This window comes from Variovorax raffinosi (assembly GCF_051216615.1).
Classification (GTDB): domain Bacteria; phylum Pseudomonadota; class Gammaproteobacteria; order Burkholderiales; family Burkholderiaceae_C; genus Variovorax.
On record NZ_JBPJZR010000002.1, the window covers coordinates 646,286 to 666,389 of the forward strand.

Here is a 20,104-nt window from a genome sequence, read left to right on the forward strand (position 1 = left end):
AGTCAGTCGTCTACGCACACGCCTTCGGTGGGCACGAGGCATTGGGGCAGGTTGGCACCCACCGGGCCGCCGCGCGTGCGGATGGCCGACGACGCCGCGGCCTGCGCCACGGCCAGGCCGCGCGGCAGAAGAATCCACAGCTGGCCGCGCTCCTTCATGCGGCGCGCATTGGTCGCGGCCTGCTGGCCGTTGCCGAAGAAGTAGTCGGCCCGCACCGCGCCACGGATGGCACCGCCGGTGTCCTGCGCGATGGTCAGGCGCTGCATCGGCGCGCCGCTGCCGGGCGTGCGGGTCGAGACGAATACCGGATAACCCAGCGGCGTGCTGCGCGGATCGACCGCGATCGAGCGCCCCGCCGACAGCGGCACGCCGAAGGCACCCACCGGCCCGCCGATCGGCGACGTGGCTTCCTTGAAGAACACATAGCTCGGGTCCTTGATGCCCGAGCCGGCCACCGCGCCGGCCGTGCGTCGCCCCGGCACCACGACCGCGCCGCTGGCGGTGGGCCGGGCCAGCGTGAAGCCGCGCGTACGGATGGTGCCGGCCGCGACGGCGCTGGTGTCGTCGTCGTCATCGCTGTCGTCGAGCTGCAGCTCGATGGACGAGCCGCGCACCTTGACCGCGCTGCGCGGCTTGCCGTTGGCGGCCTGTGCGAGCGTCGGGCGGAAGGGCTGGCCGTTCTGCTCGGCGTAGGCCACGCGGATGATCTCGCCGCTGGCCAGCTTGATGCGGCCCGAGCCCTGAATCTGCATTTCATACAGCGCGGTGGCGCTGCCCACGAAGGCCAGCACCTTGGCGTTGGGTGCGCCCTTGGTCTCGATTTCTTCGCGCGTGTAGTAGGGCAGCAGTTGCTTGCCTTCGACCCGCAGGCGCACCTTGCGGTCGAGCGTGTCGCGCGAGATGCCCGCGAGATCGAGCGCATAGAGGCCCGGCGCGCCCATGTCGCGCGTGCTCAGCCCGGCCTGCACCAGCACGTTGCGCCCTTCGACGCGCGCCGCCACGGTGCCGCTGCCGGCCGGCAGCTTGCGCGCATCGGCGAACAGCATGTCGTCGGGCTGGCCGTACACCGGATAGATGAACGGCGCGGCGTACTGCCGGCTGCCCGCGATCTCGGGCTCGAAGTAGCCGGTGACCACGCCATCGGGCCGGCGGTCGTCGTCGCGGATCTGGTAGGCCGAGAAGCCGTTCTCGAAGAAGCCGCGAATGGCGGTGTTGCTCTTGCCGTCGACCTTCAGGGCCTTGTCGCACACCTCCTTCCACTCGGCGCCGCGCGCGGTGAGCACCTTGCAACTGCCGAGGAAGGCAGGCCAGCTCTCGGAGAAATCATCGCGCGACCAGCCCGGCACCGCGTCGAAGCCGACCGATGTGTAGGTGGCGAGTTGCGTCGAGAAGGTGCGAGCCTGCCCCGCCACGCTGGCACCGGTGGGCGCGGGACGCGACGCCGAGGTATCGGCGGCGGCGCTGGTGTCGGCGTTTGTCGCCGCAGGCGGTGGCGCGGCACAGCCGGCCAGCGACGCCACGGCGGCGGCGGTTGCCCAGCGAAGCAGTGCGGGAGTGAAGCGCGGCGACTGTGAGGTCTTCATGAAAGTCTCCTTGTCCGGAAAAAGGCGACCCATCGGGCCGACGTTCTACAGACGATTACTTCTCGACAATTTTGAAATTCGCGACGCCATAGACGTCGTTGCATGGCGCGCTGCCGGGCGCGCAAACCGGCTTGCCCAGCAGCGGCGACGGCCCGGAGCCGCGCGTGGCTTCGAGCGCGGCCAGCACCGGCAGCGGGAACACCGGGAACACGCCGTCGTTCTGCACGCCCGCGGCGCTGAAGTCGCGCTCGTGCTCGCTCACGAGCACCGCGAACTGGTCGGTGCCGGCCGGCCCGCCGGCGTCCATCGGCCACGAGGCGCGCGGCAGCGAAAGCGCGCCGCCGGCGGTGATCTTGTTGTACTTGTCGAGCAGGTTGGGGAACAGCAGGAACATCTCGCCACCGCTCGACAGCAGGAACACATAGACGAAGCCCTCGCGCTTGCTGCGCACCTCGAAGGCGAGCCGGTCCTTGCCGATGGCAACCTCGGCTTTCTTCGGCGTGGCCGTGACGTCGAAGCCGGCAGCGGCGCCGGCTGCGAACGATTGCAGCGAATCGGCGGGGGTGCGCGGTGCCGGTGGGGGCGGTGGTGCGGGAGCGGGGGCAGGCGGTGGTGGTGCTGATGGTGCTTCGGCGACCTTGGTGTCGGGCGCTGGCGGTGGGGTTGTTGTTGTCGTCGTGGTCGTGCTCTGCTTGCTGCCGCCACCCACGTCACCGGCCGTCGTGCGGCCCTGGAACCACCACCAGCCACCTCCGGCCACGACTGCGACGAGGGCGACCGATGCGAGTGCGGCCATGGTCTTGCCCTTGCCCTTGCCCTTGTCGTTGGTGCTCGTGTTGCTGCCTGCGGGGGCGGGAGCCGATGGCGATGCCTTGCCGCTGCTCTTCTTGTTGTTATTGCTGCTGCTGTTGTTGCTGCCAATGACCGTCGCGGCATTGGCATTGCTGTTCGTGTTGGTGTTGACGCCGCGCGCAGCCGATGGCGGTTGCGTGCGCGGTGTCGGCGCAATGCTGTGGCCCACATCGAGGTCCAGCGCCGCGCGCAGTTCGGCCATCGACTGCGGTCGCTGCTCGGGCCGCACGCCCAGGCCCGCGTCGATCGCCTGCAGCAGCCGCAGGCTGTAGCGCTGGCGCAGGATGTCGTTGCCCGCCAGCGGCACATAGCTGTCGGACAGCAGCCGCGCCACCGAAGGCGGCGGCGCGCGCCCGCACACGGCCACGTGCATCACGGCCGCGAGCGCATACACGTCGGTCCATGCGCCTTGCGACATGTCGGGCATCTCGGCGTACTGCTCGATGGGCGCGTAGCCGGGCTTGAGGATGACGGTGATCGCTTGTGTCTTGTCGGTGATGACGCGGCGTGCCGCGCCGAAGTCGAGCACCACCGGACGGCCCGAGCCTTCGAGCAGGATGATGTTGTCGGGTGCGATGTCGCGGTGGTAGCAGTGGGCGTGGTGCATCACCGCCAGCGCCTGTGTGACGCCGTCCATGATGCGGATCAGCCAGGCCTCGTCGACGCCCGCGGGGATGGCCACCAGGGCTTCTCTCAATGTGTCGCCACGGTAGAAGGGCATCACCATGTAGGTGGTGCCGCGCTCCTGCCAGAAGCGATAGACCTTGAGCAGCGACGGATGGTCGAACTGGGCCAGCAGGCGGGCTTCGTTGATGAAGCTGCGCATGCCGAGGTCGAAGGTTTCTCTGTGGCGCTCCGACAGGGGGACGACGGTGCCGTCCTGCTGTCTTGTCGACAGGGAGGTCGGCAGGTATTCCTTGATGGCGACGACGCGTTCTAGGTCGTGGTCCCAGGCTTCGTAGACGACGCCGAAGCCGCCCTGGCCGATGATTCGCGTGATTTCGAATTCTGCGAGGCGGCTGCCTACCAGGAGGAGGCCGGCTTCATGTGTGCCTGCGCCTGGGGTTGTTGGGGGTACTGCTGGTGGGGACAGGCTGGTGGGGGCGCCGCCTGTGATGATGGTTGCTGAGGTGTCGTTGCTGCTTGTGGGCTGCTGCGCGGGGCGGGAGACGACTCGGGTGCGGTCGTCTTCTGGGGGTTGGGTTTTGGGGGAGTCGGTCATTGACTGGCTCCTGATGTTTGAACTGCGCTTTGGGTTTGCTTTCCGAGGCCGGGTCTCGCCCCGGCAGGCGACCTACTTTTCTTTGCTTCGCCAAAGAAACGTAGGCAAAAGAAAGGCGACCCCACTGTCTGCGACCCCTGCGCTTCGCTACGGGGCAACCTGCGGTGCTCACGTTTCGCGGGGTCCGCAGAACTCGCTTCGCTCAAACAGCTGCGGCCCTGATCCGCGAAACGCTCCGCTCCTCGGCGCAGCCAGAGGGGGGTTGGATACCGAACGAGCCATCGCTTCGCTCGGCTCGAGCCCCCTCTCCCCTTGGGGAGAGGGTTGGGGTGAGGGCCGACGGCGCAGGAACACCGCCTCGCCTGGATGAAAGCCGATGCCCTCACCCCCGCCCTCTCCCCAAGGGGAGAGGGAGCAAATCCCAAGGCCGAGCGAAGCGAAGGCCCGAACGAAACCCAAGGCCGAGCGCAGCGATGGCCCGAAGGCTTCCCATCCCTTCTGGCTGCGCCGAGGAGCGCAGCGTTTCGCGGATCAGGGCTCGCAGCTGTTTGAGCGAAGCGAGTTCTGCGAGACCCCGCGAAACGCGAGCACCGCAGGTTGCCCGCAGCGAAGCGGAGGGACGCAGACAGCAGGGTCGCCTTTCTTTTGCCTACGTTTCTTTGGCGAAGCAAAGAAAAGTAGGTCGGCCGCCGGGCCGAGACCCGGCCTCGGGAAAGAAAACGATTAGCTCCCCTCATTCCCCGCCCCCGAGAAACAAAGCTTCGAATTGCGCATCGACAGGCAATCCAGAAGCAGTCATCCGAACCCCGCCCTCAACAGCCGGATCCCCCAACCACAACGAACCCCCTACCCCCGGCAACTCAAGCGATGCAGCAGCACCGCCAGCAGCGGCAGCAGCAACAACAAACAACCGCCCAAGCACCGCATCAAACCGCAGCGCATCCAAATCCCCATCAAGCCCTTCCAACGCAGCCTGCGTCCCCAACGCCCACCAGTGCAACGCGGCACCCAGCGCCTCCCCTTCCAGCCGATCCGCAACCCCGTCATCCAGCTCGACAGCCAGCGTGAACGGAAAGTACCGCCCCACCCCATCCACAGAAGGCATCAACACCCCGATCCACCGCCCCTCCCCCGCCACCTGCGCCCCCAGCGCAAAGCACCAGATCGGCGCTTCGAGGTAATGCGAAGTCCAGTCCGCATGCCGATCCCGCAGCCGTGCGAGTCCACGTTGCAGCCACGCATCCCACACAGAGCGAAACGATTCAGGCAGCCGCCGATGCGCAAAGTCCCCCATGCCCGGCAACTTGCCGAACCACCCCGGCAATTCCGCCGAAGCGAAAACGGAAGAAGGAAGAGAAGCAGAGGCAACGCTCACAACCCCTCCGGACAGGAAAACTCCCGCAGCTCACGCAGCCGGATCGGATGCTGCACGCTGTTCGTCGTCACTTCAAAACGCGTCTTGCGCGCGCCAATCTGGAAGGTGATAAAAAACTTCTCGGGCGCGTCACCGGCTTCGAGCTGGCCGTCGTCGAGCGCACGGAACAGCGCCCACGGCCCATCCACCGCCGAGCCCGAGCTGCCGGTGGTCGACGGCGGGCTCACCTGAATGCGCACCTGGTTGCTGCCCTTGGGCCCCGGCCACTGCACGGCCATCGGCACCACGGGGCCGTGCGCGTACTTCACGAGCTGGCCGTCGACGTCGAGGATGAACTGGGTGATGCCCGCGTCCATCTCCACCGGCTTGAAGTCCAGCCGCATCGACGGGCTGCGGCCACCCGCGCGAAAGAAGATGTCCTTGATGCGCGCGGCGCGCTCGAACTGCGCCAGCGCCTGCGTGGTGATGGCGCCGCGTTCGGCCACGGGCTTGTAGCGCCACGGGCGCGTGCTGGTGTCGACCAGCGCGGCCAGGCGCTTCTGGAAGAAGTCGTCCATCAAACCGCCGGGGCCGAACATCTGGCCGAAGTCTTCGGGCAGCACGTCGCGCTTGCTGCTCGGCACGAAGGGATAACGGCCGGCAATGGCGCGCGCGCAGAACTCGGCGACCGGGCGCAGGTCCTGGCTCAGGTTGCCGCGCTCGGCCACCTGGGCCTGCGCCGCACCCGACTGGCTCAAGTTCTCGACCATGGTGCGAACAGGCTCTGGCAGGCGGCCGGCGTCGGACTTGAGCTTGCCCGCCACGTCGCCGGGCGGCGGCGAAGTGCGGCCCTTGACCGCCGTGTCGACCGCGTTGAGGTACACGTACACCTCGTTGAAGAGCTTGAGCGCATCGTCGATGGGCGCGGGCTGGTTGGGGCCGCCGGCGGTGACGAGGCGGCGCAGCGGCTCGAAGCGGTCGTCGACGATGCTCTCGATGCGCTTGCCCGGCGCCACCTGCTTGCCGGGGTCGCCGCCGAACAGGTCTTCCAGGCCCTTGCGCGTGTTGCGCACCGTCTCGGTGGCCTTGCTGACCACGTCCTTGCCGGCGTCGCCCTGCGGGATCAGCGTGGTCTGCTTCACCACCGCGCGCAGGAAGTTGGCCAGCGGCGAATCGACGCCCGAGAGGATGCGCGCGGTCTCGATGTTTTTTTCCAGCCCGTTGGCGCGGATCAGGCGCACGTCGGCGAGCAGTGCCTCCCACTGCTTGACGTACTCCTCCAGGTAGAGGCGGCGCACGCGATCGGTCAACGCGCCGAGCGCGGCCACGTCACGCAGGCGGTCGGCGGTGCCCTTGTCCTGCCCGAGCACCCACGGGTCTTCCGCCGCGAGCAGGCCGGTGAGCACGGTCACTTCGTTCTGGAAGCGCTTGTGATAGCCGTCGTAGGTGAACATGCCCGGCACGCCATCGGTCAGCGGCTTGCCGCTGATGCGCTCGAACACCAGCGGACCCGAAGGACCGGTGGCGGTGGCCACGCTGAAGGCCGGAATGTCCTTGCTGGCGCGCTGGCGCTTGAGGCGGCTGAACACGCGCTGCTCCAGCGGATAGCTCGCAAGCACGGCGCGCACGCTGCGCACCAGGTTCTCGTCCATCTTCAGCGGCGAGCGCGGTGGGCCTTGCGCGATGAGCACGTCGAGCTGGTCTTCGAGGGCCTTGCGCTGGTCTTCGGGAATGCCGCGGTCCAGGCTGCGGGACCAGTCGAGCGTGATCCAGGCCTTGAGCGCCTCGGCATCGAAGTGCTCGGGCTGGTAGAGCATCAGGTAGCTCTTGAGCGCTTCGTAGGTGTACTCCAGGTTGTCCTTCTGCGCGGTGCGCAACTGGTCTTCGATTCGCTTGGCGATCTGCGGCAGGAAGGCGTCGTTGAGCGCGCGCTGGTGCGTGAGCATGGCGGCCGCATCGAGCTTGTCGCCCTGGTAGAGGCCCAGCGTCATCGACAGCGGCTCGTCGCCCTGGTGGTTGTCGGGTGTCTTCCAGATGTCGCGCAGGCCCTGCAGCACGGGCGCGACCTCGACCAGGTTCTGCACACGCGACGGCAATGCGGCCAGGGTCTGCTGCGCGGGCGCGACGCGGGCCTCGACCGACTTCAGGTAGTTCATGTTCTGCAGCGTGCTGTAGCCCCAGGCCGCGAGCAGGCCGACGGTGACGAGCGTCATCGCGGTGACGCCGATCACGCGCAGCGTGTGGCGGCGGCGCTCCAGCTTCACGTCGGCACCGGCCAGGCGCTGCTCGGGGAACACCACGTCGCGCAGCAGCGAGGTGAGGAAATAACTGCGACCGCTGCTCTTTTGCGGCGCGAGCATCGCGCGCTCGATGCCGAAGCTGCGCGAGAGGCTGCCCATCACGCGGTCGATCGGGCTGCCTTCCTGCGTGCCGCTGGTGAAGTACACGCCGCGCACCCACGGCGGCTGCGCGAAGCGCGAGCCGGTGAACACCTGGTCGAGCAGGTCGGACAGCAGCGAGCCGATGGAGCCGAACTGCGCCGGAAAACCGAAGATCGCCGCGCGGCGCGTGCCGTCGGTCTCGCGCTGCATGCGCGCGATGAGGCCGTCGTTCACGCGGTTGTGCAGCAGCGCGAACTCGCGCTGGAACGCGGCCGACATGCCCTTCTCATCGACCTGCACGACTTCCTCGGGCGGCAGCGTGAAGCCGAAGACCTGCGCGCGCTGTTCCTTGCCGAGGTCGTCGAAGTAGTCGGTAAAGCCGTACAGCAGGTCGCTCTTGGTGACGAGCACATACACCGGCAGGCGCGTGGTGAGCTTGCTGTCGAGTTCGAGCAGCCGCGCGCGGATCGAGGCCGCGAGCTGGGTGCGCGCCTCGGGGCCCTGGCTCAGCAGGTCGGCCACGCTGACGGTGAGGAACACGCCGTTGAGCGGACGGCGCGGGCGGGCCTTCTTCAACAGGCCCAGGAAGCCTTCCCACGCGCTCTTGTCTTCCGACTGGTGGCTGTCCTGCGTGGTGTAGCGGCCGGCGGTGTCGATGAGCACGGCCTCGTCGGTGAACCACCAGTCGCAGTTGCGCGTGCCGCCCACGCCGCGAATGGCGCCGGGGCCGAACTTCTCGGCCAGCGGAAAGCTCAGGCCCGAGTTGACCAGCGCCGTGGTCTTGCCCGCGCCGGGCGCGCCGATGAACACGTACCAGGGCAGGTCGTACAGGTAGCTGCCGCCCGAGATCGACATCCAGTCGCGCCAGCCCGGCTTCTTGCCGGCGGCATGCAGGCGCATCTGCTTGAGCGTGGCGACGGCTTCGCTGAAACGGGTGTCGAGGATCTTCTGTTCGCCGTTGACCGGTGCATCGGTCTTGGCCGCCGGCGCCTTCATGAGCCCATCGGTCAGGTGCTGGCTCGCACGGCGCGCGCGCCAGCGGCGGTACAGCGCGCGCAGCACCACGATCAGCACGATCACGCCGATGACGATGGCGCGCGTGGTCTCGCTCTCCAGCGGCGCCAGCGTGCCGATCTTCACCAGCGGGCCGATCCACCAGATCAGGAGCGCGACGACGATCAGCGCCAGCAGGGTCAGCAGCAACGGGCTGAACAGGAAGCCGAAGATTTTCTTGATCATTTCGTCGCTCCTGGGGCGGGAGCAGCCGGGGCAGCGACAGCAGCGGCAGCAACGCGGTCGGGTTCGGTCAGCAGCACGATGTCGACGCGGCGGTTGCGCGCGCGGTTGGCCGGCGTGTCGTTGGGCGCGACCGGCTCGGCGTCGGCCTTGCCGTCGGAGCGCATGCGCGCCGGATCGACCAGCGTGGTCAGCGCGCCCTTCACCGCATCGGCGCGCGCGGCCGACAGGTGCCAGTTCGACGGATAGCGCAGCGAGCGGATCGGCTGGTTGTCGGAGTGGCCGGTGATGAGCACGTCGCCCTTCACCTCGGCCAATGCCTGGCCGATGCGGCGCAACACCGGCAATGAAGACGCCATCGGCTCGGCGCTGCCGGAGCCGAAGAAGGAATCGCCGCGCAGGCGCACCACGCTGCGGTCGGCTTCGTCGGTCACCGTCACCAGGCCCTGCTTGATCTCGGGTTCGAGAAAACGCGCAAGCCGCGGCGACTTGGCCGGCGCGGCCGGCGGCGCGATCTGCAGGTTGGGCACGCGCAGGCCGGACACCGCCGAGTAGGTGGTGTCGGAGCGGTAGTTGAGCGTGAGCCGCAGGCCGAACCATGCGAGTGCAAGCAGCAGCGCAAAGCCCGCCGCGAACACCCACAGCGGCAGCGACTCGCGCAGCCGCACCGTGCCCGCGCCCTGCCCGCGCCAGTGCGGCGAGAGTTCGGCTTCGAGCGGCGGACGGTCCTTGGCGATCAGGTCGGCCAGGCGCTGTCGCACCGAGTCGAGTTGCGCGCGGCCGTTGTCGACCACGCGGTAGCGGCCCTCGAAGCCGAGCGCGAGCACGCTGTAGATCAGCTCCAGCAACTGGCGGTGCGTGGGCACGTCCTGCGCGAGCTTGGCCAGCAGCTGGAACACCTTTTCGCCGCCCCAGGTCTCGTTGTGGAACTGCACCAGCAGGCTCTGCTTGTTCCAGCCGGCCTGCACGCCCCAGGGCGTGTTGGCCACGGCTTCGTCGAGCGCGGTGCACAGCACATAGCGCGCGGCCAGCACCGATTCGTTGCTGACGCCCGCGCGGCGCGCACCGGCGTCGAACTGGTTGACGGCATCGGCGGTGGACGCGCGCAGCGCCGGCACGTTGGGCGGCTGTGCGAGGTTGCGCAGCTTGCCGATCAGCACCAGCAGCTTGCCGGCGGCGGACACGAGCGGATTGAGCAGGCCCAGTTCGCCGACCTCGGCGGGCGGCGTCGGGTCGGGGCCACCGAAGAACGGTGCGGGCGCGGGTGCCGGCGGCGTGCCACCCGGCGTGCGCGGCTTGGGCTTGATGACCGTGCGCTCCGACTCGAAGGCGGCAAAGGGGTCGGGAGGTGTGCTGCTCATGATGGTGTTCCGTTTCCGTCAGCCCATGGGGCTAGGAACGAATGGCCCAGAACGCGAGGTCCAGGCCCGGGAAGTCGCCGGCAATGTGCATCGCGATGCCGCCCGACTGTTCGAGCTGCCGCCACAGGTCGCTGTTGCGCGTTTCGAGCTCGAAGTAGTTGGCGCCCGCGTGAAAGGGAATCTGGCGCGGCGCCACCGGCATCGGCGTCAGCGTGACGCCCGGCAGCGCGAGGTTCACGAGGTCGCGGATGCGCTCGACCGGGCCGATCTTCACCTGCGTGGGAAAGCGCGCGCGCAGCGCTTCGCTCGGCATGTGCGCGTTGACCGCCAGCACGAAGGTCGCGTTGCGCTGCAGCTCCACGTCGGCCACCACCGCCACGCGCACGCCATGCTTGCGGTCGTGCAGTTCGATGCGGATGGCCGACTGCTCGAACACCATCGACAGGCTGCGGCGCAGGTCGTCCATCACAGGACGGAAGCTCAGCGCAAGATCATCGTGGATGTACGGCCCGAAGCGCGCGACACGCCGCGAATCGCGAAAGCTCGCAAGGTCGCCGGCCAGCCCTAGCGCATGCTCGAAGAAGTGCTGCGGATGCAGCAGCGCGGTCTTGGCCAGGTGCGCGAAGACGGCCTCGTTGCGGTTGACCGCCTGCAGCAGCATGAAGTCGGCGATCTCGGCCACGCCGCCGGTGCCGCCCTGCGTCATGCGCCCCGCGAGCGCTTCGCCGCGCTGGCGCAGCAGGCCCAGCAGCTCGTCGAGCCACGCGCGAATCACGGCATGCCCCGCCACATCGAGCAGCGGCGGCAGCATGGCGCGTTCGAGCTGCACCTGGTTGTCGACACGGCGCTCGACCACGCGCGCCACGCCCAGCGTGGTCCAGGCGTCGGTGGCTTCGCTGGCGCGCATCAGGCGCGTGTGGAGCTGGCCCAGTTGCAGCATCGCCGTGCGTTCGCCGGCGGTGTTGGAGTCGGGCACTTCGGATTCGAGCACGCGGTGGCGCACCAGCTCTTCGTAGTCTTCCGCATCGGCTTCGCGCGCGCCGGCGCGGCGCAGCGGCAGCGCCAGCACCACGGCTTCGTCGCGCATGGTGGAAGGAATGTCGATGGGCTCGGGCAGCGGATCGACCGCCGGCATGTCGAACACGGTGCCGTCGCCGAACACGCCGACCGCGCGCACCAGCGCGAGCTTGCCCAGCGTGAGCGCGGCCGCGTCGATCTCCAGCTCGGCAAAGCCCCAGGCGTAGGGGGTGGTCGTGCGCAACAGCACATGCCGCGCATGATCGGCATGGCGCTCGCTTTGCTGCAGGTGCTGAGGCTGCAACAGCATCCCCTCGCTCCAGACCACTTTTGTTCGCCAACTCATCCGCACTCCGTCAACGGCAAGGGTGCCTGAAAGAAACACGAAGTTTCCGGCGCGAAGGACGGATGGCAAATCCGCCTAATGGTCTAGGCGGAGCGGTTTGGAGGTACGGCGAAGGGAGTAGATGCGGGGAAGAAAGGGGCGCGCGGCACGCGCCCGTCTCCCTATCAGGCTTACGGGTTGTCTTCGTCCTGGGCAGAAGGCTGGGCCTTCGGGAACGCCAGCACCAGCGCGGCCGCTGCACTGGAAGCCGTTACCGCTTCGACCAGTTCATAGCCTGCGGCATACAGTTTTTTTGCGAGCCATTCATTGCCGTTCGACCCGAAGGTCCAGGAAATCGCGCACGCAACAAGGAGCACGAAGATGCTTGCGCCTGGTCCGACCAGCAGGTTGCCCACGAAGTCAAAGGCGAGCACTCCGACGATGACGCCGAATCCCAGGCTCCACATCGAATTGAACAAGGCCCAAAGCCCGCCAAAGAGGAATGCCATCCAGTTCCATCCTTCGGGGATGGCCGCGATGTCGCCTGAGGGGTGCTTGAATATTTGATAACGCTTCATGTTTTTTCTGTTGCTTGCTACTTCTGTTTTTGAATCAGGGCTGTGCCCTCCCTTTCAACCCATCGGCGCCTCTGGCCTGATGCCCTCCTCCTTTCATTCCTCCCTGTGATTGACGATTCACCGGCTGCCAGTCGTTCGGTATGCGCCTTCGCCAGGCAGCCGCGCCGGTGCCCGCGTCGGGCGACCAGCAACAACAGGAAAGGCAGAAGGATGAACAGACAGGAAGCGCGGCATCGACCTCTTCCGTGACAGGAAAAGAGGTCGCGGCAGTTTGCGGGCCGCGACACGCAGGCACTGCAAACAATGGTCACCCAGCCCGCATCAGGGCAGAGAAACTCTCGCGAAACGGGGATTTGTCATGTGCGAGCCGCGGGGCCCGCCAACTGGCAAGCGTCGCGTGCTCAGCGCCCGGCAGCCAGCGCGCGCAAGGTCTCGACCTGCTCGTTGTAGGTCTTCTCTATGCGCTGCAGCCGTTGCTCGCGCGCGGCCTCGTTGACCCACGAGGCGGCCATGGCCCGCTGCTTGCCGAGGCGGTATTCGAGCTTCGCCTCGGGCAGCAGCGCGCTGTCGTCGGCCTCGGCATAGCCGTAGGCGGCGCGCAGGGTCTCCAGCACCTTGCGTTCGGCGTCGGCGCGCGCGCCCTTGCCTTTGCCGTAGCCGGTCAGGAAGCCCTGCAGCCGTGCCTGGAATTCGGGCGGGTAGTCGCGCCGCACCACCATCGGGGCGCCGGGCGGCGGATCGGATTGCCAGACCACCTGCAGCCGCGCGGCCTCGACCGGGAACTGCTGGCGGAAGCGTTCGAGGTCGGTGGTGTTGTTGGTCGCCACGTCGGCGTCGCCGTTCGCCACCGCGAGCGCGGTGGCCTGATGGGTGCCGACGAACTCGCTGAGAAAGCGCGTTTCCATCTCGATGTTGTGCGGCAGGAACAGTTCGCTCTGCGGCACGATGAAGCCAGTGACGGATCGGCTGTCGCCGCGCGCGAGCCGCCAGCGTTCGGGCTGGGCGAGCATGCCTTCGAGGGAGTTGAGGGGGGCGGCCTTGCGCATGAGCAGCACGGCGCGGTGTTCGGGCATGCCGGGGCGACGCGCGATCTGGGCCACCACTTTCATGCGCCGCTGCATCACGGCGTCGAGTGCCATCTTGGCGGAGAGAAAGGCCATGTCGATTTCGTTGCGGCCGATGGCGCGGTCGAGTTCTTCGTACGACGGCACGGAGTAGGCATCGACCGGCATGCCGAGGGCGCGGCTCATGTCGGCCATGAGCGGTGTCCAAAGGGCACGCGATTCAACGGTGCCACCGAGGGGCAGTACGCCGAAGCGGACCGACTTGATGGTGGGGGTTGTGCTCTTTTCTGGTGCTCCGGCGTTTGTTCCTTGCGCCGAAGCATGCGGCGGCAGGGACAGTGCTGCTGCGATTGCTACGACGCGGCCTAGAGTTGCCAGCAGTTGCTTGAGTCGGGGGAGCATGTCGGTCGCTTTGTTTTGCTTTGCTGGCGCTTCAGGAAATTCGTTCGGGGCGGGTGCGAATGACACCAGGAGCTCCCCTCCGCGAATGTCCCCCGCTTCGCTCCTCCTTTATTTCGCTGCGGGGAGCACCTGGCGTCATTCGCACAGGACACGCTCTGCGTTTGCGGCTGATCAACGACCGCTCTGAGCGCTCGCGCCGATACGGGGCTCTTTTTCGCGAAATAAAGGAGGAGCGAAGCGGGGGACATTCGCGAAAAAGAGCACCGTGTCGGCGCGAGCGTCGCCCTGAAGAACAACCACGCCCCAAACAACAGCAGCGCCGGGAACAACACATTCCAGACACCACGCGACGAATAAGAAAACAGCTTCTCATCTCAAGGCGTCACGTCTTTCAGCACACTCACCTGCTCCGCATAACCGCTGTCGATGCGCTGCAGACGGGCCTCTCGCGCGGCGTCGTTCACCCATTGCGCCGTCATGGCGTTCTGGCGGGCCAGTTGGTAGGCCAGCTTGGCGGCCGGCTGCAGCGAACTGTTGTCGGCCGCCACGAAACCCGCCAGGTCGTGCAGCGACTTGAGCACCACGCGCTCGGCATCACCACGCGGACCCTTGGCTCGGCCGTAGTTGGTCAGGAAGGTTTGCACACGCGTGCGCAGCTCGGGCGGGTATTCGCGCCGCACCACGATCTGCGCGTGCGGAATCAGGTCCGACTCCCACAGTACCTGCAGCCGCTGCGTCTCGGCCGGAAAGCGCAGCTTGAAGCGCTCGAAGTCGGCCGAATTGTTGGTGGCCACGTCCGCCTCGTTGTTGGCAACAGCCAATGCGTTGGTCTGGTGGGTACCGACGACCTCGCTCAGGAAACGCGTTTCCATCACGATGTGATTGGGCAGGAAAAGCTGCAACTGCGGCACGATGAAGCCCGACACCGATTGCTTCTCGCCGCGCGCAATGCGCCAGCGCTCGGGCTGCTCCAGCAGGTCCTTCAGCGTGTTGAAAGGCGGCACCTTGCGCGACAGCAGCAGCGCGCGGTAACCGGCCAGGCCGTCGTGCCGCACCACCTGCGCCACCACCTTCATGCGGCGCTGGGTCACGGCGTCGAGCGCCATTTTTCCCGAGAGAAAAGCCATGTCGACCTCGTCGCGCTGGATGGCCTGCTCCAGCGCTTCGTATGAATTGACCGACAGCACGCTCACCGGCCGGTTGATGGCGCGGCTGAGTTCGGCCAATAGCGGATCCCAGTCGCTGCGCGACTCGAAGGCACCGCCCAGCGGCAGGATGCCGAAGCGCACCGGCGGCTGCAGCGGACTGCTGGCCTGGGCCGCGGCCCACAGCGGCAGACCCATGAGCAAGCCCAGCGCCGCCACACGAAGGGCGCCCGGAACAGCGGTGAAGCGACGCAGGAAAACCAGCATTTTTGAACCGGAAGACATAGGGACGCTGCGGACCAGCGGGTCTAACATGGGCTACGCGGACGCCATTAAATAGCAAATGCAGACATTCTTTGTGATGTTTTTCCTGTCTTCCATGTTCGGGGCGGGGCTCATAAGCTCGGCCCTCATGCGCCCACTTCCTTCATGAGCTGGAACTTCCGCGTCCTCCGGGGGCTTGCGCGCATGACCTTCGCGCAGCAGTTGATCCTGCTGGCGCTGGTGCCGGCGACGCTGGCCACGCTGGCGGCCATTGCCGTGCTGACGCGGCAGCACCTGGGCAACCTCACCGAGCTGATGCGTGCCAACGCGCAGACGGTGGCGATGCAGGTGGCCACGGTGGCGCAGGCCCCGCTGGCGCGCATGGACCGCCGCGCGTTGCAGCGCACCGCGCAGTCGGGCACTTACCAACCGCATGTGCAGCAGGTGCAGATCTGGACGGAAGACGGCGAGATCGTCGCCAACTCCGAGACGGTGGACCGCGCGCGCGGCGAAGGCCTGCAGGTGGTGGTGCCCATCGTCAGCGACGACGGACGGCACAACGGCAAGGTGATGGTCGAGATCAGCCTGGGCGCGGTGCAGACCGCCCGGCGTTCGGTCTGGCTCAACGTGGTGCTGGTGCTGGCCATCAGCCTCGTGGGCGTGGGCCTGGCGGGCTGGTGGGCGGCGCGGCGCATCAGCGAGCCGATCCGCGCGCTGGGCAAGGCGGTCGACCGGCTCGGCGCGGGCGAAGACGCGAGCGTGGCGATCGAGGGAACGTCCGAAGTGCGGCATCTGCAGCACGGCTTCAACCAGGCAGCACGCGCGCTTGCCGAAAGCCATGGCCTGCTGCAAAGCCGCATCACCGAGGCCACGGCCGAGCTGGCGCGCAAGAACGCGCAGCTCGAAGTGGCGAGCCAGGCCAAGACGCGGCTGCTGGCCGCCGCCAGCCATGACCTGCGCCAGCCGCTGCATGCGCTCACGCTGTTCTCCGACGGGCTGGCCAACGGCGAGACCGATCCGGTGAAGCTGCAGCGCATCGGCCACATCCGCGAGTGCGTGGACTCGCTCGACCGACTGTTCTCGGAGCTGCTGAACCTGTCGCAGCTCGACGCCGGCGTGCTGCAGCCGCAGTGGACCGACTTCCCGCTGGACCGGCTGTTCGACGAGATCAGCCGCAACTTCCGACCGGTGGCCGAGCAGCAGGGCCTGCGGTTGGTGGTGCGCAAGACCGAGGTGTGGGTGCGCTGCGACTACGTGATGCTCTCGCGCATCCTGAACAACCTGGTGTCGAACTCGCTGCGCCACACCATCGAGGGCGGTGTGCTGATCGGCGCGCGGCGGCGCGGCAAGGGCGTGCGCATCGACGTGCTCGACACCGGCGTGGGCATCGCGCTGCAGCACCAGGCCCGGGTGTTCGAGGAGTTCTATCAGGTGGAGCCCACCGGCCGCCAGGCGGCACGCGGCGCGCGCGGCATGGGGCTGGGGCTGGCCACGGTGCAGCGGCTGGCCGAGCTGCTGAACACGCGCGTCGAACTCAGCTCCCGGCTGCACAAGGGCACCTGCGTGCGGGTGCTGGTGCGCTCGGCGCCGGCCGCCCTGCCCGCGCCGGCCGGCTCGCCCATCATCACCGGGCTCGAAGAAGAAGCCAGCCTTGCGAACGTGCGCATCCTCGTGATCGACGACGAGCGCACCATCCTCGAAGGCCTGACCGTGGTGCTCGCCAACTGGGGCGCCGAAGTGCTGGCCGCGCAGACGCGCGCCGAAGCCCTTGCGCTGGCCGATGCCTGGGACCAGCCGCCCGACGTGGTGGTGAGCGACCTGCTGCTGCAAGGCGGCGACAACGGCCTCGACGTGATCGCCGCGCTGGAGCGCCATCCGCGCGGCATCGGCCCCGGCACCGCGCGCCTGCTGGTGACCGGAGAGACCAAGCCCGACCGCCTGCGCGAAGTGGCGAGCGCGGGCATCACGGTGCTTTACAAGCCGGTGTCGCCGCGCGTGCTGCGCCAGGCCATCCAGGCGCAGCGCCTCGCCGCGCTGCAGCTCGCGAGCGAGATAGGTGCGTAGGTAGGTGCGTAGGTAGTCCATCGGGCATAGGCCGTGCAGCCACCGGGGCGTGCATTCCGTCACGCGGGCAGGCCCTCGCGGGGGCTGACATAAGCCCTCCGCCTTATCGCGCAAAGGGGGGCCCGTCCTTACATTGGATCATTGCCCCTCGCTGCGAAAGCAGTCCATGTCTGTTGCCGTGAACCACCTTCTTTCGCGTGTCCCCGCACGCGTGCGCCCTCTCACCCGTGCCCTGCTGGCCCTGGGCGTGATGCTGGCCGGCGGTGCCGCATCGGCCGCCAGCCTCACGGTGCTGATGGGCGACGACATCGCGGCGTCGTCCGAATTCGTGCAGCAGCTTCGCGCGGACCAGGAACCGGGCAGCCGCTTCGAGCTGGTTCGGCTCTCGCCCGGTGGTGTCGATCCGCAGCAACAGCAACAACAGACCGCAGACGTTGCCGGCGCCGAGCCCGAACGGGCCGCCAATGCCGGCGTGCGCACGCGCAGCCTGCGCACCACCACCAGCGATGCGCCCCTGACCATGGCCGTCGGTCCGGCCGCCGCCCGCGCCGCCGTCGAACGACCGGGCCAGGAGCCGCTGGTGCTGGCGATGCTGAGCCGGCTCGACTACGAAGCCCTCAAGGCCAGCAGCCCCGCCCTCAAGCGCGGCGACCGGCGCGTGGGCGTGCTGCTGCGCGACCCGGCCATGGCCGACCAGTTGGCGCTCATCAACGCGGTGCTGCCGCAGAAGCGCCGCGTCGGCGTGGTCGCCACGCCCGAGTCCGAACCGCTGGTGCGCGAGCTGCAGCGTGCGGCCCAAGGCGCCAGCCCGGCGTGGGACGTGCACGTCGAATACGCGCCCGATGCCCGCTCGCTCGCTGCCGCGTTGCGCGTGGTGGTGCCGCAAAGCGACGCGCTGATGGTGCTGCCCGACCTGATCGGCGACAACCAGGCGGCCACGCTCTCGGTGCTGCGCGCCGGCGCCGGTGCCGGCGTGCCGGTGTTCGGCGCCAGCGAAGGCCTGGTGCGATCGGGCGGCCTGGCCGCCGCGGTGTCGACACCCTCACAGCTGGCCCAGCAGGCACGCCTGCTCGGCCAGAAGGTCGCCAGCGCGAGCAGCGCCGGCGCCAACAACAGCAACAACAACAGCGGGCCGCTGGTGGAAGCGGCAACGCCGGCCACCGTGCGCGTCAATGCCACCGTGGCGCGCGGACTCGGCCTGCGTCTGCCGGAGGAACGGGAACTGACCGAACGGCTCGCGGTCCCGAGATGAACACCGACCGCCTCCCCGAAGGCCCGGTACCCACCGGGACGGCGGGCCCGCACGCGCCGGCCGATGCGCCGGTCGACGCGCCGGTCGACGCGCCGGTGCGCCAACCGGCCTCCCACACGCTGGTCGTGCGCGGCAACCTGCAGCGCGACCTGTTCCGCCTTGGCGTGGTGCCGTGCGCGGCGGTGGCGCTCGCGCTCACCGGCTGGTTCACGCACAACCGGCTGCAGACGCTCGAAGCCGCCTTCGACGCCGAAGGCCAGGCCGTGGCGCGGCAGGTGGCGGCCATGTCCGACCTGAGCCTCTACGCGGGCGACCTGCCGGCGCTGCAGAACGTGGCCAACGCGGCATTGCGCGGCGGGCAGGTGACGCGCGTGGAGATCAGCAACAGCGCCGGCGTGTATGTCACGGCCGGGCCCAAGACCGCATCGCTCGCGCAGTTGCGCATGTTCACCTCGCCGGTCACGTTGCGCGAAGCCTCGCGCGCCAGTGCCTTCGCGCCCGCGGGCTCCACCGCGGCGGGCGACGCGCCCATCGGGCTGGTGCAGACCTTTCGCGACACCACGGCCTACACGCGCGAGCGCAGCCGCTCGCTGATTGCGGGCATCGGCATTGCGCTGGTCGCGCTGCTGGCGGCGTGGGCTTCGGTGCGCCACATGGCGCGCACCGTGGCACGGCCGCTGCGGCGCGTATCGCGCACCGTGGCGGCATTGGAAGCCGGGCACTTCGAGATGCGCTGCGACGTGGTCGAAGGCGGCACGCGCGGCACGCATGAACTGGCGGTGCTCGCGCACGACATCGACCGACTGGCCGAACGCCTGCAGCGCAACCGCCAGGTCAGCGAGGAGCGCGTGCGCGAAGCCACCGCCGTGGCACTGCAGCGCATGGCCGAGGCCGAGCAGGCCGCGCTGTCGCGCGCGCGCTTTCTTGCGGCCGCGAGCCACGACCTGCGCCAGCCGCTGCATGCCATGGGCCTGTTCATCGACGGGCTGCTGCCGGGCGCTTCGCCCACGCAACGCCCGGCCGTGCTGCGGCTGCAGGAAAGCACCGAGTTCATGGGCGTGCTGCTCGACGACCTGCTCGAAATCTCGCGGCTCGATGCGCAGGTGCTGACGCCGGCCATCACCAAGGTGTCGCTCGCCGCGCTGTTCGACCAGCTCGATGCGCAGCACACCGCCACCGCCATCGAGGCGCGCATCCGCCTGCGCTGGAGCGACCGTGGCCTGGCCGTGCGCACCGATGCGGCGATGCTGCGGCGCATCGTCGGCAACCTCGTGACCAACGCCCTGCGCCATGCGCCCGATGGCGGCACCGTGCTGGTGGCCGCGCGGCGCAGCCCGGCCGGAGTGCGCATCGAGGTGCGCGACAACGGCGTGGGCATTGCGCCGATCCACCAGGGCCGGATCTTCGAGGAGTTCTACCAGGTGGCGAACACCGAGCGCGACCGCCGCCGCGGCTTCGGGCTGGGGCTGGCGATCTGCGCGCGCATCGCCACGCTGCTCGGCACCCGCATCACCGTGCGCTCCGCGCTGCAGGCCGGCAGCACCTTCGCCTTCACGCTGCCCGCGGCGCGCACCACCGATGCCGTGCCGGCCGAGCCGCCGCCGCTCGCACCCGCGCCGTTGGCCGGCCTGCGCTGCCTGGTGGTGGACGACGACCCGGTCATCCTCGACGGCAGCCGCACGCTGCTGGAGCAATGGGGCTGCCAGGTCGAATGCGTGACCAACGGCCCCGAGGCCATCGCGCGGCTGGGCACCGGCGACATCCACTACGACGCGGTGCTGTGCGACCTGCAACTGGCGGGCGACGGTGACGGCGTGGACGTGATCGACGCCGCCAAGCGCCTACAGCCCGACGCGCTCGCGGTGCTGGTGTCGGGCGCCACCGGGCCCGAGGTGCTGCAGCGTTTGCGCCATGGCGGCGTGATGCTGCTGACCAAGCCGGTCGCGCCGGCCAAGCTGCGCGCGCTGCTCACCACGCGGCGGCACGCGCACGCAGTCTGACGCC

12 protein-coding genes are annotated in these 20,104 nt (G+C 68.6%); 3 read left to right on the top strand and 9 right to left on the bottom strand.

From position 1 onward, the window contains the following. Positions 1 to 2 precede the first annotated feature (2 nt). The 9 genes from mltA to phnD form a co-directional block, all read right to left on the bottom strand. On the bottom strand, positions 3 to 1,583 hold the full coding sequence (gene mltA / locus ACSFB7_RS09060; protein WP_435469162.1) for a murein transglycosylase A: 1,581 nt from the start codon (positions 1,581 to 1,583) through the stop codon (positions 3 to 5). Between the two features lie 55 nt (positions 1,584 to 1,638). Then, on the bottom strand, positions 1,639 to 3,657 hold the full coding sequence (locus ACSFB7_RS09065; RefSeq protein WP_435469164.1) for a protein kinase domain-containing protein: 2,019 nt from the start codon (positions 3,655 to 3,657) through the stop codon (positions 1,639 to 1,641). Positions 3,658 to 4,390: 733 nt separating this feature from the next. Then, the gene (gene tagF, locus ACSFB7_RS09070) at positions 4,391 to 5,032 is read right to left on the bottom strand and encodes a type VI secretion system-associated protein TagF (RefSeq protein ID WP_435469166.1); all 642 of its coding nucleotides are present in this window, start codon (positions 5,030 to 5,032) and stop codon (positions 4,391 to 4,393) included. Then, positions 5,029 to 8,631: a type VI secretion system membrane subunit TssM gene (gene tssM / locus ACSFB7_RS09075; RefSeq protein ID WP_435469168.1), complete on the bottom strand. Its 3,603-nt coding sequence runs from the start codon at positions 8,629 to 8,631 to the stop codon at positions 5,029 to 5,031. Before tssM ends, tagF begins: the two co-directional genes overlap by 4 nt. Then, a complete protein-coding gene (locus tag ACSFB7_RS09080; RefSeq protein ID WP_435469170.1) occupies positions 8,628 to 9,989 on the bottom strand; it encodes a DotU family type VI secretion system protein in 1,362 nt (453 codons plus the stop codon). Before ACSFB7_RS09080 ends, tssM begins: the two co-directional genes overlap by 4 nt. A gap of 31 nt (positions 9,990 to 10,020) precedes the next feature. Next, entirely contained in the window at positions 10,021 to 11,352 is a 1,332-nt protein-coding gene (gene tssK / locus ACSFB7_RS09085) for a type VI secretion system baseplate subunit TssK (protein ID WP_435469172.1), read from the bottom strand. A gap of 170 nt (positions 11,353 to 11,522) precedes the next feature. Next, complete coding sequence (locus ACSFB7_RS09090) at positions 11,523 to 11,909, bottom strand: DUF2628 domain-containing protein (RefSeq protein WP_435469174.1); 387 nt, start codon at positions 11,907 to 11,909, stop codon at positions 11,523 to 11,525. A 401-nt stretch (positions 11,910 to 12,310) separates the two neighbouring features. Then, positions 12,311 to 13,375 carry a phosphate/phosphite/phosphonate ABC transporter substrate-binding protein gene (locus tag ACSFB7_RS09095; RefSeq protein WP_435469176.1) on the bottom strand — a complete coding sequence of 355 codons (1,065 nt, stop codon included), beginning with the start codon at positions 13,373 to 13,375 and terminating at the stop codon, positions 12,311 to 12,313. A gap of 374 nt (positions 13,376 to 13,749) precedes the next feature. Continuing rightward, positions 13,750 to 14,787 (bottom strand): phosphate/phosphite/phosphonate ABC transporter substrate-binding protein, encoded by a 1,038-nt coding sequence (gene phnD / locus ACSFB7_RS09100; RefSeq protein WP_435469178.1) that lies wholly within the window; start codon positions 14,785 to 14,787, stop codon positions 13,750 to 13,752. 162 nt (positions 14,788 to 14,949) lie between these two features. Between phnD and ACSFB7_RS09105 the strand changes: the two genes are divergently transcribed. The 3 genes from ACSFB7_RS09105 to ACSFB7_RS09115 all read left to right on the top strand — a co-directional run bounded on the left by ACSFB7_RS09105 (position 14,950) and on the right by ACSFB7_RS09115 (position 20,100). Further along, a complete protein-coding gene (locus tag ACSFB7_RS09105) occupies positions 14,950 to 16,848 on the top strand; it encodes an ATP-binding response regulator (protein ID WP_435469180.1) in 1,899 nt (632 codons plus the stop codon). Between the two features lie 211 nt (positions 16,849 to 17,059). Next, positions 17,060 to 18,100 (top strand): ABC transporter substrate binding protein, encoded by a 1,041-nt coding sequence (locus tag ACSFB7_RS09110; protein WP_435469182.1) that lies wholly within the window; start codon positions 17,060 to 17,062, stop codon positions 18,098 to 18,100. Further along, on the top strand, positions 18,097 to 20,100 hold the full coding sequence (locus tag ACSFB7_RS09115; RefSeq protein ID WP_435469184.1) for a hybrid sensor histidine kinase/response regulator: 2,004 nt from the start codon (positions 18,097 to 18,099) through the stop codon (positions 20,098 to 20,100). Before ACSFB7_RS09110 ends, ACSFB7_RS09115 begins: the two co-directional genes overlap by 4 nt. Positions 20,101 to 20,104 lie beyond the last annotated feature (4 nt).